Source organism: Nocardia vaccinii NBRC 15922 (assembly GCF_001613305.1).
GTDB lineage: Bacteria > Actinomycetota > Actinomycetes > Mycobacteriales > Mycobacteriaceae > Nocardia > Nocardia vaccinii.
In genome coordinates this window covers 1-14,877 of the sequence record NZ_BDCC01000003.1, presented here as the reverse complement: position 1 = coordinate 14,877, position 14,877 = coordinate 1, and the positions used below count along the sequence as shown (strand labels likewise).

General features: G+C 68.2%; 14 protein-coding genes. 8 read left to right on the top strand and 6 right to left on the bottom strand.

Going from position 1 to position 14,877, the window contains the following annotated elements; all coding sequences use genetic code 11:
- The first annotated feature begins 8 nt into the window (after nucleotides 1-8).
- Both NV1_RS00520 and NV1_RS00515 read left to right on the top strand, forming a co-directional pair.
- On the top strand, nucleotides 9-1,067 hold the full coding sequence (locus NV1_RS00520) for a beta-ketoacyl-ACP synthase 3 (RefSeq protein WP_067884302.1): 1,059 nt from the start codon (nucleotides 9-11) through the stop codon (nucleotides 1,065-1,067).
- A complete protein-coding gene (locus NV1_RS00515) occupies nucleotides 1,067-1,753 on the top strand; it encodes a lysoplasmalogenase (protein WP_067884299.1) in 687 nt (228 codons plus the stop codon). The genes NV1_RS00520 and NV1_RS00515 overlap by 1 nt, the downstream gene beginning before the upstream one ends.
- A gap of 45 nt (nucleotides 1,754-1,798) precedes the next feature.
- Here NV1_RS00515 and NV1_RS00510 read toward each other — a convergent pair whose 3' ends face one another.
- Entirely contained in the window at nucleotides 1,799-2,245 is a 447-nt protein-coding gene (locus tag NV1_RS00510) for a hypothetical protein (protein WP_067884364.1), read from the bottom strand.
- Between the two features lie 322 nt (nucleotides 2,246-2,567).
- On the opposite strand from NV1_RS00510, the gene NV1_RS00505 reads away from it, so the two are divergent.
- On the top strand, nucleotides 2,568-3,221 hold the full coding sequence (locus tag NV1_RS00505) for a TrmH family RNA methyltransferase (protein WP_067884296.1): 654 nt from the start codon (nucleotides 2,568-2,570) through the stop codon (nucleotides 3,219-3,221).
- A gap of 83 nt (nucleotides 3,222-3,304) precedes the next feature.
- Nucleotides 3,305-4,492, top strand: coding sequence for a glycoside hydrolase family 76 protein (locus NV1_RS00500; RefSeq protein ID WP_084524940.1), 1,188 nt, complete (start codon nucleotides 3,305-3,307; stop codon nucleotides 4,490-4,492).
- Nucleotides 4,493-4,504: 12 nt separating this feature from the next.
- On the opposite strand, the gene NV1_RS00495 is transcribed toward NV1_RS00500, so the two are convergent.
- Entirely contained in the window at nucleotides 4,505-5,170 is a 666-nt protein-coding gene (locus tag NV1_RS00495; protein ID WP_067884358.1) for a DedA family protein, read from the bottom strand.
- 40 nt (nucleotides 5,171-5,210) lie between these two features.
- The gene (locus NV1_RS00490) at nucleotides 5,211-5,924 is read right to left on the bottom strand and encodes a DedA family protein (RefSeq protein WP_067884293.1); all 714 of its coding nucleotides are present in this window, start codon (nucleotides 5,922-5,924) and stop codon (nucleotides 5,211-5,213) included.
- 141 nt (nucleotides 5,925-6,065) lie between these two features.
- Here NV1_RS00490 and fbaA point away from each other — a divergent pair, with 141 nt between their 5' ends.
- Together fbaA and NV1_RS00480 are read left to right on the top strand one after the other, a co-directional pair.
- Entirely contained in the window at nucleotides 6,066-7,133 is a 1,068-nt protein-coding gene (gene fbaA / locus NV1_RS00485; protein ID WP_281181762.1) for a class II fructose-bisphosphate aldolase, read from the top strand.
- Nucleotides 7,134-7,491: 358 nt separating this feature from the next.
- Complete coding sequence (locus NV1_RS00480) at nucleotides 7,492-8,610, top strand: BTAD domain-containing putative transcriptional regulator (protein ID WP_067884287.1); 1,119 nt, start codon at nucleotides 7,492-7,494, stop codon at nucleotides 8,608-8,610.
- Between the two features lies 1 nt (nucleotide 8,611).
- On the opposite strand, the gene NV1_RS00475 is transcribed toward NV1_RS00480, so the two are convergent.
- A complete protein-coding gene (locus tag NV1_RS00475; RefSeq protein ID WP_067884286.1) occupies nucleotides 8,612-8,950 on the bottom strand; it encodes an excalibur calcium-binding domain-containing protein in 339 nt (112 codons plus the stop codon).
- 273 nt (nucleotides 8,951-9,223) lie between these two features.
- Between NV1_RS00475 and NV1_RS00470 the strand changes: the two genes are divergently transcribed.
- The gene (locus tag NV1_RS00470) at nucleotides 9,224-10,669 is read left to right on the top strand and encodes a glycoside hydrolase family 183 protein (RefSeq protein ID WP_373864567.1); all 1,446 of its coding nucleotides are present in this window, start codon (nucleotides 9,224-9,226) and stop codon (nucleotides 10,667-10,669) included.
- Nucleotides 10,670-10,705: 36 nt separating this feature from the next.
- On the opposite strand, the gene NV1_RS00465 is transcribed toward NV1_RS00470, so the two are convergent.
- Nucleotides 10,706-11,743, bottom strand: a complete 1,038-nt coding sequence (locus NV1_RS00465) for a fused (3R)-hydroxyacyl-ACP dehydratase subunits HadA/HadB (protein WP_067884278.1) — start codon at nucleotides 11,741-11,743, stop codon at nucleotides 10,706-10,708.
- Nucleotides 11,744-11,916: 173 nt separating this feature from the next.
- A complete protein-coding gene (locus NV1_RS00460) occupies nucleotides 11,917-13,014 on the bottom strand; it encodes an Rv0361 family membrane protein (protein ID WP_067884276.1) in 1,098 nt (365 codons plus the stop codon).
- Nucleotides 13,015-13,594: 580 nt separating this feature from the next.
- Between NV1_RS00460 and NV1_RS00455 the strand changes: the two genes are divergently transcribed.
- Nucleotides 13,595-14,296, top strand: a complete 702-nt coding sequence (locus NV1_RS00455; protein ID WP_067884273.1) for a hypothetical protein — start codon at nucleotides 13,595-13,597, stop codon at nucleotides 14,294-14,296.
- Nucleotides 14,297-14,877: the final 581 nt, after the last annotated feature.

The following is a 14,877-nucleotide window of genomic DNA, read 5'->3' as shown; positions in this document are numbered from 1 at the left end:
AGTCGCCTGTGGTGAGCATTGCGGTGAACAAGAGGCGTGAGAACGTCGCGATGCTCGGCATCGGCGCTTACCGACCCACCCGGATAGTCAGCAACGCCGAGGTGTGCGAAGTGCTCGATTCCACCCCGGAATGGATCTACGAGCGCACCGGAATTCGCAACCGGCGCTGGATCAGCGGCGACGAGACGTTGCGCACGATAGCGGCCGCGGCGGGCGAGCGCGCGATAGTCAACAGCGGTGTCGATCGCTCCCGGATCGGCGCGCTGGTGCTGGCCAGTTCGAGCTGGTTGAAGCTGACCCCGCACGGTGCGCCGAGCGTCGCGTACGACCTGGGGATGAACGGTGTCCCGGCGTTCGATCTGACCTCGGGCTGCGGCGGTTTCGGCTACGGGATCGGGGTGGCGGCGGATATGATCCGGGCCGGTTCGGCCGATTACATCCTGGTGATCGGGGCCGAGACGATGACCGTCGGCCTGGACCCGGCCGATCGCGGCACCGCGATGATTTTCGGCGACGGCGCCGGTGCGGTCGTGGTCGGGCCCAGCGAGGAGAACGCGATCTCCCCGACGGTGTGGGGCAGTGACGGCGAGAATGCCGGGGCCATCGCCCAGAACGTCGATTTCCTCGCGTACATGGACAAGGCACAGGCGTTGCAGGGCGCGGATCCCGAGACCGATCCGGTGGGCCGGATGTCGCTGCGGATGGAGGGGCCGCGGGTGTTCCGGTGGGCCGCGGTCACGCTGCCGCGGGCGTTGTCCTCGGCGCTCGAGGTGTCCGGGGTGGCCAAGGAGGATATCGAGATCTTCGTCCCGCACCAGGCCAACGCCCGGATCAACGAGCTGATGCGCAAGAATCTCGGTCTGGCCGACGATATTCCGATGGCCAACGATATCGAGAACACCGGGAACACCTCGGCGGCCTCGATCCCGCTGGCAATGGAGGAGATGCTGGTCAGCGGTCGGGCCAAGGGGGGTCAGCTGGCCCTGCTGCTCGGTTTCGGCGCCGGGTTGAGCTATGCCGGTCAGGTGGTCCGGCTGCCGCCCGCACCGCGCGAGCCGAGCTTCTGATGCGGCCGTTCCGAGTGGCCTATCTGGCGGCGGCCGCACTGACCGTGGCCGGTGCGGTTACCGGACGCGACCGGCTGCAGTGGGTCGGCAAGCCCGCGATGATGCCGCTGCTGGCCGCCGATGTCGTGTCCGCGGGCGATGCGCTCGCGCCGGCCGATCGGCGATTGCTGCTCGGCTCGCTGGCCGCCGCGACGGTGGGCGATGTGCTGCTGATCGATCCGGACGATGATCGCCGCCTGGTCGCGGGTGCGAGCGCGTTCGCGGTGATGCAGGCGGGATATTCGGCGCTGTGGTGGCGGCGTGGCGCGCGGCCGCGGGTCGCCGTGGCGCTGCCCCGGATCGTGGCCTGGGCGGGAGCCGGTGCGCTGCTGCGAGTCCGGGCGCCCCGGATCGCGATTCCGTTGAGCGCCTACGGTGCGACGCTCGGCACGGCCGCGGTGCTCGCCTCGGATCCCGGTCTTGCTCCGGGCGCGGAAAACGTTGCGGGGATGGTACTTCCGTCGTCCGATCCGCGTAGTCGCCTGGCATCGGGCGCGCTGCTGTTCACGCTCTCGGACGGGCTGATCGTGCTGCGCCGACTGTTCGTTCGCACCTCGCGCGCTCGGCGGATCAGTGAGGGCGTCATCCTGGGAACCTATGCCGCCGCGCAGTTCCTGCTGGCCGATTCCCGGGTTCATGAACGGTGATCGCCTCGGCCGATTCGCGCACGCTCGCGTGAGCGAGCGTATCCCTCACAGGCACAGGATGATTCGGTCCCGGTCGGCCGGGTCGACGCGGATCGAGATCGTCTCGCCGACCGCGATCCGCGGGCGATCGATCGGCGCGACGTCGAAAACGATGGTGCCGCGGTAGGTTTCGGACCCCGGCACGTTCAGTTCGAGATCCAGTTCGGTGAGTTCGGTGTGGTGGTCGGTGTGCGCGAGCGGATGGACGGCCTCGATCACCGCCCACCCTTCCAGCCCGTGCCGTAACAACTTCCGATCACTGTGCGAGGGGCGCTGCGCGTAGAGCATTCCCAAGCCGACACAGGATCCGAACAACCCCACCAGCGCCACCATCTGGAGTACCACCGTCCCCGGCTGGGTGTGCTGCACTATCCACCCCAGCCACACAGAGAGCAGGACCAGGTACCCGACGGTCACACCGAGTACCGTACGAAGTATCCGAGCGTGGTTCACGACCCACCTCCACACCAACTTCCAGAGTAGTAGTGCCGGCTCGCCCGTCCGGGGCGGGAAATGCGCCCTCACCAGCATTATCACCCAGGCCGGCGGGTCGGCGCATCGATCCCGCGGCGCGAGTCGATTCCGGACCGGCTAAGGTGCAGGGTCGAGCAGGTGAAGACCGGGACAACCGAGTTTCGCCCACTCCGGACAACGCCGACTCCAAGGCCGCGGCCCGGATCGATTCCGGACCGACGGAGCGGGGGAGCGAAGCGGAGGAGGGAAGAATCGGCCCTCGGGGGGCCGCGGCCCCGCCGGAGCGAAGCGGAGGCAGAAGATGGAGCCCGGGCCCACCGAATGGGGTGAGCATCCGCACGGGGTCGGGCCTTGGGTGCGGGAGTTCGGCACCGAGCCGCCGGAGGACGCGCGGCTGGATCCGGAGTTGCTGGCCGAGGGGGATCGGCGCAACGTCGTGGACGCGTACCGGTACTGGACGCGGGAGGCGATCGTCGCCGACATCGATCGGCGCAGGCACGAACTCCATGTCGCGATCGAGAATTTCGGGCACGACGCGAATATCGGCACCGTGGTCCGCACCGCCAACGCGTTCGCCGCGGCGGCGGTGCACATCGTCGGTCGGCGGCGCTGGAATCGGCGGGGTGCGATGGTGACCGATCGGTATCAGCACATCGAACATCACGCCGATATCGCCGGACTGCTGGAGTTCGCCGAACGCGCGGATCTGGTGGTCGTCGCGGTCGACAACGTTCCCGGCGCGGTCCCGTTGGAGACGGTGCGACTGCCGCGCAACTGTCTGCTGCTGTTCGGGCAGGAAGGGCCCGGGGTCACCGATCAGGCGAAGTCCGCCGCGGCCATGACCGTCTCGATCGCGCAGTTCGGTTCCACGCGCAGTATCAACGCCGGGGTCGCGGCCGGGATCGCCATGCACACCTGGATCGCCCAGCACGCCGATCTGAACCGGGCTTGGTGAACCTCCCTACCGATCGCGGATACGAGACGGTTGAGTAACAAATCGGGCGCGAAAACAGGCGTTCTGCTGGCAACATGGACCGCATGAGTGCGTCCAGCGACGATGTGCCCAGATCCGCGCGCGCCCGGGGCGCGTCCGGTGCGGCGGCCGATCCGACGGCCGCTGAGTGGTCGCGCCGGGCCGATTTGGCCGAGTCCGCGATCGTGTCACGCGATTTGCGCAGGTTGTGGGGCATTCCGGGAACCGAACTCGGTGTCGTCGGCTGGCCCTCGTTGCCGCGCGAGCGCCTGTTCCTCACCTGGAACTACTGGTGGCAGGCGCACCTCATCGACTGCGCGGTCGACGCCGCCAACCGCGAGCCCACCGCGGCCCGGGTGCGTCGCGTCGCGGCCCTGGCTCGCGGGCACCGGCTGCGCAACATCACCGGCTGGACCAACAACTACTACGACGATATGGCCTGGTTGGCGCTGGCCCTGCAGCGCGCCGAGCGCATCCGCGGCGTCACCGACGCACGCGGCGGCCTCGTCGCGCTGGAGAAGGCGCTGACCTCCGGCTGGCAGCCGCGGATCGGCGCACTCCCGTGGCGGAAGGGCGCGGATTACTTCAACGCACCGGCCAACGGTCCGGCCGCCATCGCCCTGGCCCGATTCGGCCGCTACACGCGGGCGGCGGAGATCGCCGACTGGCTGGATACGAATCTGCGCGACCGCGAGACCGGCCTGATCCTGGACGGTGTGCACCTGCCCTCGAATCGGGTGGAGCGCAACGTCTTCACCTACTGTCAGGGCGTGGTCCTCGGCCTGGAAACCGAATTGGCTTTGCACACGGGCGAATCCGCGCATGTTGACCGGGTGCGGAGACTGCTCGCCGCGGTCGCGGAGCAGATGACCGACCACGGCGTCGTCACCGGCGGCAGCGGCGGCGACGGCGGGCTGTTCAACGGAATTCTGGTGCGTTACCTGGCGTTGGTGGCCTTACTGCTGCCCGGCGAGGATGCCGAACGAGTGCAGATCCGGCTGCAGGCCGCCTCGATCGTGACGGCATCGGCTCGTGCGGCCTGGGACCATCGGCTCGAGGTGGAGGGTGAGCCGCTGTTCGGCGACGTCTGGACCGATCCGGCGCAGCTGCCCGTCGGCACCGCGGGGGCGGCGAAATTCACCTCGAACGGATCGGTCACACCCTCGCGCACCCCGGAACGGGATCTGTCCGTGCAGCTGTCGGGATGGATGCTGATGGAGGCCGCGCACACGGTGACCGCCGCCGGACTCTGAGCGCACGGACGATCAGCGGGTCTCGCCCTCGACGCATACGGTTTCGGGCCGATCGAGATCGAATTCCTCGGCGGGACGCGACATTTCCACCCGGTACTGTCGGATGCCCAGCACGGTCCCGATGATCAGGCAGGCGACCAGGGACCCGATCACGGTCGGCATGAGCCAGGACACCCTGCCCAGGAATCCGCCCGCGTAGAAGCCGATCAGCAGCAGCACCGGAGCCCAGATGATCGCGCCGACCGTGCTGGCGACGGTGTAGCGGCGGTGATCCATCCGCGCGGCGCCGGCCACCAGCGGGCACAGCGTGCGCACCCAGGGAATCCAGCGCGCCACCAGTACCGCCAGGAAACCGTGCCGATGCAACATCGCGGTGACCCGCGCGAGATTGCGGGAATTGATGTAGCGCCCGTCGCGACGGGCCACCAGTCGATGCCCGGTGCGGTGCCCGATGACGTACCCCACCTGATTGCCCGCGATCGCGGCGATCATCGTGCCCACGGCCAGCCCCCACACCTGGGTGCTGCCGGTCTCATGCGAGGCGAGCACGATTCCGGCGGTGAGCAGCATCGAGTCACCGGGCAGGAACAGGCCGATGATCAGGGCGCATTCGAGGAATACGAAGATCAGTACGACGGTCCATACCAGCAGCGGCCCGGCGGAATCCAGCGGTTCCATACCGCCGAGTGCGAGGTTGAGCGGGGTGTTCGGCAATGTGTCAGCGCAAGGATTCGTTCGTCGGAACAACTTCGGGTTCGATCTCGAGCACGGGCTCGTGATTGCGGAGCTTCTTGGCGACCGAGATGATGCCCGGCAGGATCGAGACGATCACGATCAGCATGAAGATCGCCTCGATGTGGTTTCGGACGAACGACACGTTGCCCAGCAGAGCGCCCAGAATCGTGACGCCGCCACCCCACGCGATACCGCCGACGATGTCGAAGGTCAGGAACTTGCGGTAGTCCATCCTGGACACGCCCGCGAGAACCGGCATGAAGGTGCGCACGATCGGCACGAACCGGCCCAGGATGATCGTCTTGGGCCCGTACTTCTCGAAGAACGCGTGCGTCTCGGTGACGTAGCGCTGCTTGAAGAACCGACCGTCCTCCTTGTGGAACAGCGCCGGGCCGATGGCCCGCCCGATCCAATAGGCACACTGATCGCCCGCGATGGCGGTGAGCGCGACGGCGGGCACCAGCACCCAGATCGATACCGGATGCGGATCGTGCACCGCCAGCATTCCGCCCGTGAACAGCAGCGAATCACCGGGCAGGACGGGGAACAGCAGGCCCGTTTCGATGAAGACGATGACCATGATGGCCGGCAGCACGGCGTGCTTCAGCGGTGTATCCGTGAGCAGATGCACGGGATCGAGCAGCCCCTTTATTCCGGAGCTGCTCGCGAGAACGTCGGTAATGGCCAGCGCGGTCACGGCCCCCACAGTACCGGCCCTTTCGCTATCACACCGACCCGCGCCGAATTTGCGGTGGTCCGAGGTCCGAGCTCGCCGCGCGCACGGCGGTACCACCTTCCGGTGTGGTGACCCGGCACCCTAGGGTAGTAGAGGACAGATCTGTTTCTTCACACCACGGAGGTCACTGCAGTGCCCATCGCGACTCCGGAGGTCTACGCCGAGATGCTCGGTCGGGCCAAAGAGAACTCCTTCGCATTCCCCGCGATCAACTGCACGTCGTCGGAGACGATCAACGCAGCGATCCGCGGTTTCGCCGAGGCCGGCAGTGACGGCATCATCCAGTTCTCCACCGGCGGAGCCGAATTCGGTTCCGGTCAGGGTGTGAAGGATATGGTGACCGGCGCGGTCGCGCTGGCGGAGTTCGCACACGTGATCGCTGCGAAGTACGACGTGACCATCGCGCTGCACACCGATCACTGCCCCAAGGACAAGCTGGACGGCTTCGTCCGCCCGCTGATCGCCATCTCCCAGGAGCGGGTGAAGGCCGGGCAGCACCCGCTGTTCCAGTCGCACATGTGGGACGGTTCGGCCATCCCGATCGACGAGAACTTGAAAATTGCCGGAGAGCTCCTCGAGCAGACCGCGGCGGCGAACATCATCCTCGAGGTCGAGATCGGCGTCGTCGGCGGTGAGGAGGACGGCGTCGAGGCCGAGATCAACGAGAAGCTCTACACCTCGCCGGACGACTTCGTGAAGACGATCGACGCGCTGGGCGCCGGGGAGAACGGCAAGTACCTGCTCGCCGCGACGTTCGGCAATGTGCACGGTGTGTACAAGCCGGGCAATGTGGTGCTGAAGCCCGAGGTGCTCGCCGAGGGCCAGCGGGTGGCCTCGGCCAAGCTGGGCCTGCCGGACGGCTCCAAGCCGTTCGATTTCGTCTTCCACGGCGGGTCGGGCTCGCTGAAGTCGGAGATCGACGATTCGCTGAAGTTCGGCGTGGTGAAGATGAACGTCGACACCGACACCCAGTACGCGTTCACCCGCCCGATCGCGGGTCACATGTTCGCCAACTACGACGGTGTGCTGAAGATCGACGGCGAGGTCGGCAACAAGAAGACCTATGACCCGCGCAGCTACCTGAAGAAGGCCGAGACCTCGATGGCCGAGCGCGTCGTGGAAGCCTGCAACGACCTGAGATCCGCGGGCAAGTCCGTCAGCGCGAAGTAACTCCCCCGCCTCCCCGGGACTTCGGCGTGTCGCTGGGTGCCCGGGGAGGCGCGCGTCGGGCCGACGGATGGGTGCGTGGCCGGGTTTCGGGTGTGCCCGGGAAGTTACCCATGTTCTCTCGAAATCGGTTGTTGCGCGGGGATCGGGTCGGTCGGTGCCGCCGGACTCGCGTTTCCGGGTGGAGGCCGGGAGCGCGATCTGGTCTCGCGGTTGCCGAGTGCTTGCGAGATCAGTTGTTGCGCAGGCCCGCTGGGGTTACGAGTATTCTGTGACCTCGGCGAGGCGGCGTCCTAGCGGCTAGGCGGGGTAGAAAGTGTCACACAGCTTGGATGTTCGGGTGCTCGGGCCCGTTCGGTTGATGATCGATGGTGCGCCCGTCGCGGTCGGTGGGCCCAAGCCGCGGGCGTTGTTGGCCGCGTTGACGGTGAATCGGCGGCGGGCGGTGTCCTCGCAGGCGCTGGCGGATATCGTCTGGAACGAGGAGCCGCCGGACTCCTATCAGGCGAGTCTGCAGGTGTTCGTCTCGAATATCCGTAAGACACTGCGTAATTCGGGCCTGGACCCGGCGGCGGTGCTGCGCACCGAATCAGCGGGATATCGGCTCGAGATTCCGGATGGCGGATGCGATCTCGGGCGGTTCGACGCGGCGCGGCGGGCCGGTTCGGAGGCGGCCGCGGCAGGTGATCATCGCGGGGCGTCGGAACTGTTCGCCGCGGCCCTGGCCGAATGGAGCGGTAAGGCGCTGGACGATCTGTCCGGCCTGCACTTCGCCGAGAGCTTCGCCACCGCCATGGACGAGGAGCGGCTACTGGTCGCCTCGGCCCGCATCGATGCCGAAATCGCCTGTGGCCGAGCAGCTTCCGTGGTCGGTGAACTGGTCTCGACGACCAGTGCGCATCCGCTGCGCGAACCGCTGTGGGTGCAGTTGATCACCGCGCTGTACCTGTCCGGGCGGCAGGCCGACGCGCTCGAGGCGTGTCGCCGGGTCCGCACGGTGCTGGCCGACGAGCTGGGGATCGATCCGGGTCCGGCGCTGATCGAGCTGGAACAGCGGGTGCTGCGGCAGGAACCGCTGAACACCGCCGATATCGCGAAGGTCGAGCGGATGGCGCAAGCGATGACCGAGACGGTCACCGAGACGCCGCGCTGGGCGCGGTCCGGGCAGCTGCGGCTCCCCGACGGGAGAGCTGTCCCGATTCCCAAGGGCGGCTTGAAGATCGGCCGCATGACCGATAACGACCTGGTCCTCGACGACCCGAAGGTCAGCCGGTATCACGCGCACATCCTGCCGAGCCGGGCCGGGCTGCTGATCAAGGATCTGCACTCGGCGAACGGCATCTACATCAACGAGGAGCCGATCGACAGCGGTTCGGTTCTCGCCGACGGCGATACCGTGCGGATCGGGTCGACGATCCTGCGGTTCGAGGGTTCCTCGGACGCGCCCCCGACCGCGGCGCTCGCACCGGTCACGGGCTAGCTCAAGGGGTGGTGCTGCCGGGTCCGCAGGCCACGCCGGTGCCCTTCGGGTCGAGCAGTGCGTTGTATCCGGGCTGCGAGGAATACAGCGGCGCCTTGCCCGCGGCGCGCACCGCGGCGCAGTTCGGATACCAGACCGGAGTGTTCCGATCGTCGGAGCTGTTCTGTGGCGGGCTGATCGTGCCCTGATCGTTCACGGTGAATCCGCTGCCACCGGCGCTCGCACCGCCGGTGCCTGCCCCCGAGCCCGGTGCGGCCAGGGCCGCGGCGGGTGCGGCGAGGCCGAGCAGCGCGACCGCGGCGAGGACGGGAATCATGCGGCGAAATGCTGGAATCTTCACGGCGGCAATCCTGAACGCTGCTATCGGACAAAGGCTTCGAGTCAACTCTAGGCCGCGTTCCCGAAACAGGCGAACGCCCGAAGGGCACCGAGTCCCGCACCCTCCGGGCAACGCCGACCCCTGGGCCGGGCCCGGGGCGATTTCGGATCGACGGAGCGGGGGAGAAAGGAATCGGCCCTCGAGGGGCCGCGGCACGCCGGAGCGAAGCGGAGCCGATCGAACAATCGAACACAGTAAGGTCTGGTCGGGGCGACGACGCAAAGGGGTTGGACCATGAGTATGCGGCTGTTTGCTGCCGTCGGGACGGTTGTCATCGCAGTGCTGGGCGTACCGCCCGTGGTGCACGCGGAACCCGCGTCGACGCCCGGGATCGGGCCGTGTGCAACCGATCCCGTGCCGACGCACGCGTCGTTGGTGCCCAGGACGCTCGAGATTCCGATTCCCTATCCGGTGGTCACCGTGGATCCGGGGCCGCAGCCGCCCGGGCCGGTGAAGCGCACCGTGATGACGTTGCCCGCCGACCCGTGTACCGATCCGTGCCCCGATCTGACCGACACGCCCGCACCCGCGCCGAGTCTGCTGCAGCGCCTCGGCCTGCCCGATGTGCTGTTGAATCCCGAGCCCTTCTATTTCGCGCTGCCTCCGGGGCCCTCGCCGCACACCGGACCGCCGCCGCCCGCCAAGCAGCATCCGCAGACCGAAGCGGGACCGCAGTCGCCGGTGCGCGCCGCGCCGCGGATCGGCCGGGTTACCGAGGTGGCCGCGGAAACCGGCGCGAATTCGGTCAATCGCACCGATAAGCGGTGGCAGGTGTACGGCACCGATCTGGGTATTTCGTGGGAGAGCGCGCCCGGCGAGGTCGCCATGGCCTTCGGCGACACCGTCGGCGTCGGCTTCCATCCGCCCGGCGGCATGGGGCACGACTGGCGCAGTAATGTGCTGGCGTTCAGCAGGAATCACGATCTGAGTCACGGCGTGATCTTCGACCGCATGGTGACCGACGACCGGTGCCACGCCGCCGAAGTGCTGGACAGTCGTAAAAAGGACAATATCGAGATCACCACGATCCCGACCTCGGGTTTCGCGATCGGATCGCGACAATATCTGAGCTACATGTCGATTCGCACCTGGAACAGCGCGCCGGGCTCGTTCTTCACCAACTACGGCGGGATCGCCTACTCCGACGATCACGGCCGGACGTGGACCAAGGACCCCTACGCGCACTGGGACGACATCTTCGGTCTGGCGAATTTTCAAGTGGCGGCGATGGTTCCGCAGGGCGACTACGTCTACATGTTCGGCACGCCCAATACCCGGCTGGGGTCGGTGGGATTGGCCCGGGTGCGTAAATCCCAGGTGCTCAACACTTCCGCGTACCAGTACTGGCACGCGGGTTCGTGGACGCCGGTGGGCGGAGCCGCTTCCGCCACACCGATAGCCCAGGGACCGGCCGGTGAGTTGTCGGTGCGTTACGACGCCGCCCGAAACGTCTGGCAGATGAGTTATCTGGACACAGCCAAGGGTGCAATCGTTCTGCGCGAAGCGAATTCACCTCAGGGCGTCTGGTCCGAGAGCACACCCACGGTCAGCGTCATGAGTTATCCGGAACTCTACGGCGGCTTCATCCACCCGTGGTCCACCGGCTCGGACCTGTACTTCACCATCAGCACCTGGAGTGACTACAACGTCTACCTGATGCATGCCCAGTTGCGGGATTGAGCATATCGATGCTCGAACTTACTGGGCGACAAGCTCTCAGCTCAGCTGGACCTGAGCGATGGCTCGGCCGAAAAGTTTCTTTCCGGCGGAGGTGCCCGAGAGCAGCAGGGTGGCCGTGCGGCGTTCGGGGTCCAGGGATTTGATCTTGGCGGTGAATTCGATCTCGGCGGGCGCGGTGGCCTCGACCGGCACCAGGCCGGCGAAGCGGACGCTGTAGGACTCGACGGCGGTCGGGTCGCCCAGCCACGCGCTCAGGTATTCCGCGCCCAGACCCATGGTGAGCAGGCCGTGCGCGACCACGGTCGGCAGACCGGCGAGCTCGGCGGCGCGGTCGCTGAAGTGGATGGGATTCGGGTCGCCGGCGACACCGGCGTAGTTCACCAGATCGCCGCGGGTGAGCTGCATCCGGCCGAGCGGCAGCTCATCGCCGACCGACAGCTCCTCGAACCGCGGAATCGTGTGCACCTCGATGTTCTCGCGCGATTGCGCCAGCGTCGGCAGGGTGACGGCCTGCTCCTCGGAGATCGGGATGAGCAGATCGGCGTCGGTGGTCTCGCGGCGCTGCATCACCAGGCCCTCGACCAGCCGGACGATATCGGGATCGACCTCCTGCCCCAATCGCGCCACGATCGTCACCGTCGCGACGACAGCGACCTCGCCGTCCTCGTCGATCACGGTGGCCCGCACGGTGACGAAGTCGTTGCCGCGCACCTGGCGGATCGACTCGATCTTCGCCTGACTGGTCGTGCGGTGGCCCGCCATGATCGGGCGGTGGATCTCGAAAAGCTGGTCCGTCTGCAGGATTTGGGACAGGTCGTACTGCGTGAGCTCCGAATCCAGCAGTGCCTGTGTGATCGTCATGCCGATGACTGCGGTGAAGGTCGGCGGCGCGAGGACGTTCTGGTAGCCGAGCTTGGCCGCCTCGTCCTCGATCCGGTGTGCCGGGTGGTTGTTCTGAACCGCGCGGGCGAACTCCCGGATCTTCTCGCGGCGGACATCGTAGTGATCCCGAATCCGGAAGTGCCGACCGATCAGCGCCGTGGTTGCCGACGTTTCGGGTGCCAGCTGCGGCATATCCCTGTGCTCCCCATGCTTGTCTTTCAGAACTCGGCCACTCTACAGACGAGCCGGACCGGTGACCAGGTGTCTGTGAGGGTTATCGCCGGGCGGCGTGAAAACGTCACAGCCCACGGCGGATTGCCGCGTCACACCGTGGTCGATCGGCTGCGAAATCTCACTGCCCGGGGTTACTGTCCGGCGTTCGGTAGATCACACACCTTCCAGCCGTCGGCGGTGTTCTGCAGGTCGAAGGTGCGCGAGGCGCGCGTCGGATCGGCGTCGGTGTAGACGTTGGCCTGCGCTACCGCCTTGTCGCCGGTGATCTGGACCGAGCTCACGCCGTCGACCTTGGGGATCTTGCGCTGCTCGACCGCGAGTTTGTGCACACTCGCGTACTGGTCGGGCGATTTGGCCATGCTCTTGTAGAAATCGTTCTGCGCACCGCAGGTCGCGCCCTGCAGATCGGTCAGGCTGCCCGTCTCGAGCGCGTTGGTGTAGCTGGTGATGGCCGCGGAGACCTTGGCTTCGGGTGAATTGTCACCGCCGCCGACCACCGCGATGATCACGCCGATAACCACCACGATCAAAACGACCGCCGCACCCGCGATCAGCAGGCCCCGCCGGTTGCGGCGCCCGGGTGCGCCGGCCGATTCGTCCGGTGCGCCGGGGATCCGCTGCGGGGCGGCGATCGGAGCCAGCGGCGGCCGGGGCTGTTCCGGGACGGTGGGGCGCGCGTCCGCCGGTGAGGGGGCCCCGGCTCCGGCGGGATCCGGCAGGCGCAAAGTGCCCTGCGCGGCGCCGGATTTGTCGTCGAGCCGCATCTTCTCGGTGGCCTGCTCGCCCTGGCGCTGGACCGGAAGTACGGTCGTATTCGCGTCGGAGGTATCCGGGACCATCGGAATGACAACGGTTTTCGGGTCGATCGGCTTCGAACGCTGCTCGGCCGCATTCTTCGCAGAATCGGATTTGGTTGCGCCGGAACCCTTTCCGCCCGGCAGCGAAGACTTGGAGATGACCGTCGTCTTACCGCTGTCGCCCGGTGTGCTCGGCCGCTCCGAATCCCTTTCTCGCGCATCGGAGTCGGGTCTGCCGGTCGGCTTCGTCGCACCGTCCTTGCCCATCGCCCGGGTGACGGCCTCGGACTGTTCCGCCGCACCCGCAGCCGAGGAATCCTGTCCCGCCCCCTTCGCCGCTCCGGCGGCCGCACCCGGCAGCGATACCGCCGGTGTGCCCGATCCCGGCCCGCCCGCCGACTGCGGGGGCGTGGTGCTGCCGGGCCGCGGCACCGCCGACCCCCCACCCGGTCGCGCCGCCGGTTTCGCGGGTCCTCCGGAACCCGGTCTGGCTGCCGGGTTGGCGGGTGCGCCTGTTCCGGGTCGTGTGGCCGGGTTTTCGGGTGTCCGTGAGTCGGGTCCGGCCGCTGAATTGGAGGGTGCGCCCGAGCCGGGCCTGGCTGCCGGGTTGGCGGGTGTGGCCGGGCCGGGCTGGGCTGCTGGTTTCGCGGGTCCTCCGGAACTCGGTCTGGCTGCCGGGTTGGCGGGTGCGCCTGTTCCGGGTCGTGTGGCCAGGTTTTCGGGTGTCCGTGAGTCGGGTCCGGCCGCTGAATTGGCAGGTGACGTCGAGCCGGACCGGGCCGACGGATTGGCGGGTGGCCTTGCCCCGGGCCGCTCTCCCCCATTCTTCGGTGCCTCTGAGCCGGATCGTGCTCCAGGGTTTGTGGGTGTGCCTGTGCCTGGTCGTCCTGCGGGGTTTATGGGTGCGCCTGCCCCGGGTCGTGCTGCGGGGTTCTCGGGTGTCCGTGAGCCGGGGCGAGCCGCTGAATCCGCGGGCGCCCCGGTGCCGGGGCGTGCCGCTGGATTCGCAGGTATGGGGATCGCCCGAGTCGGCCCGTCGCTGGGGCTCGGTGCGGACGTCCCGGGCTCCGGTCGGCCCGCGAAATCGTCGGCCGCGGACTTCTCCTTCGCCGACCCGCCGCCCGGTCGCGACGACTCGGCCCCGGGCCGTCCCGTCGCATTGCCGGATGTGCCCTGGTCGGATCTGTTGCCCGAATCGGCCCCCGTCGATGTTCCGCCGTCGGCGGAAGCCGACCCCGACCCGCCCGACGATCCGCCACCGGGCCGTTGCTTCCCGGATGTGTTGTCCCCGGGCCGTTCGTTCGAATTCATCACAACCCCCGCACCGTTCCCGTCGAATCGCGGTCGCACAGCTGTGCCCGCCCCGCGATCCACCGAGTCGGCGGGCGCGGGCGGCCGTTGTGCCGGTCCGCTGCCGAATCGCGTGGTTTCGGCGGTTTCGTGCCCAGGCCGCCCCGCCGGATTCGCGGGCGTGTTCCGTGCGGGTTCGTCAGCCGAGGCCGAGGTACCCGGACCGGACCGGCCCGGTGGGTTCACCAGATCTCGGGACGACCGCAACGCGCCGAACAGGCCCGGTCCCGGCCGGGCCGGATTGGTGGGTGGCGGTGTGCGCTGGCCGGACTGCGTACCGCCCGGGGGATTCGGCGGTGTCGGCGCGTCCTGGGCCGGTCCGCTCTTGGGCCATCCCGCCACCGGGCCGCTCCCGGGACGTTGATTTCCCGGCGCGGAACGCGAGTCGCGACCGCCAGGAGACGACGCACCCGCCAACTTCGCCGTCTGCGCATCGCCGAACCGCGCGGTCTGCGCCTCCGGGGCAGACCCGCCGCCGGGGCGCGCCGGTAGCGGCGCGGCCGGCGGATTCGAGGCCGACGCGTCGCCGAGATTCCTCGACCGGACCGGCCAACCCGCGAATTTCGCGGTCGGCCCCTCGGCCGGAGATGTCGATCCGGCCGCCGACTTCGCGGTCTGATCATTGCCGGGCTGTTGTGATGTGCGTGCGCCGCCGGGGGCGTCGGGCGTGCGTCCGTTGCCCGGACGTGCTGCGCCGCCCGGAGGTGTCGGTCCGGCCGAGCCGCCCGCGGATTTCACTGTCTGCTCGCCACCTGGGCGTGCTGTGCGCGGCGGTGGGGTGGGCCCGTTGCCGGGAGCGGTGGACCGCACTGGACCACCCGCGAATTTCGTCGTCGCCCCTTCGTCGGGAGCGGACCCGCCACCTGGACGTGATGTGCCGGGCACTGGCGTCGGGCCGTTGCCGGGCCGGAGCGCGCTCGGCGCCTGGGTGGGTCCGCCGGGACG

Excerpts from the sequence above, each read along its gene's own strand:
- NV1_RS00465 (WP_067884278.1), bottom strand. The coding sequence starts at position 11,743 with ATGCCGCAGCTGGCACCCGAAACGTCGGCAACCACGGCGCTGATCGGT.
- NV1_RS00505 (WP_067884296.1), top strand. The coding sequence starts at position 2,568 with ATGGAGCCCGGGCCCACCGAATGGGGTGAGCATCCGCACGGGGTCGGG.
- NV1_RS00470 (WP_373864567.1), top strand. The coding sequence starts at position 9,224 with ATGAGTATGCGGCTGTTTGCTGCCGTCGGGACGGTTGTCATCGCAGTG.
- NV1_RS00515 (WP_067884299.1), top strand. The coding sequence starts at position 1,067 with ATGCGGCCGTTCCGAGTGGCCTATCTGGCGGCGGCCGCACTGACCGTG.
- NV1_RS00480 (WP_067884287.1), top strand. The coding sequence starts at position 7,492 with ATGATCGATGGTGCGCCCGTCGCGGTCGGTGGGCCCAAGCCGCGGGCG.
- NV1_RS00500 (WP_084524940.1), top strand. The coding sequence starts at position 3,305 with ATGAGTGCGTCCAGCGACGATGTGCCCAGATCCGCGCGCGCCCGGGGC.
- NV1_RS00455 (WP_067884273.1), top strand. The coding sequence starts at position 13,595 with ATGGGGATCGCCCGAGTCGGCCCGTCGCTGGGGCTCGGTGCGGACGTC.
- NV1_RS00495 (WP_067884358.1), bottom strand. The coding sequence starts at position 5,170 with ATGGAACCGCTGGATTCCGCCGGGCCGCTGCTGGTATGGACCGTCGTA.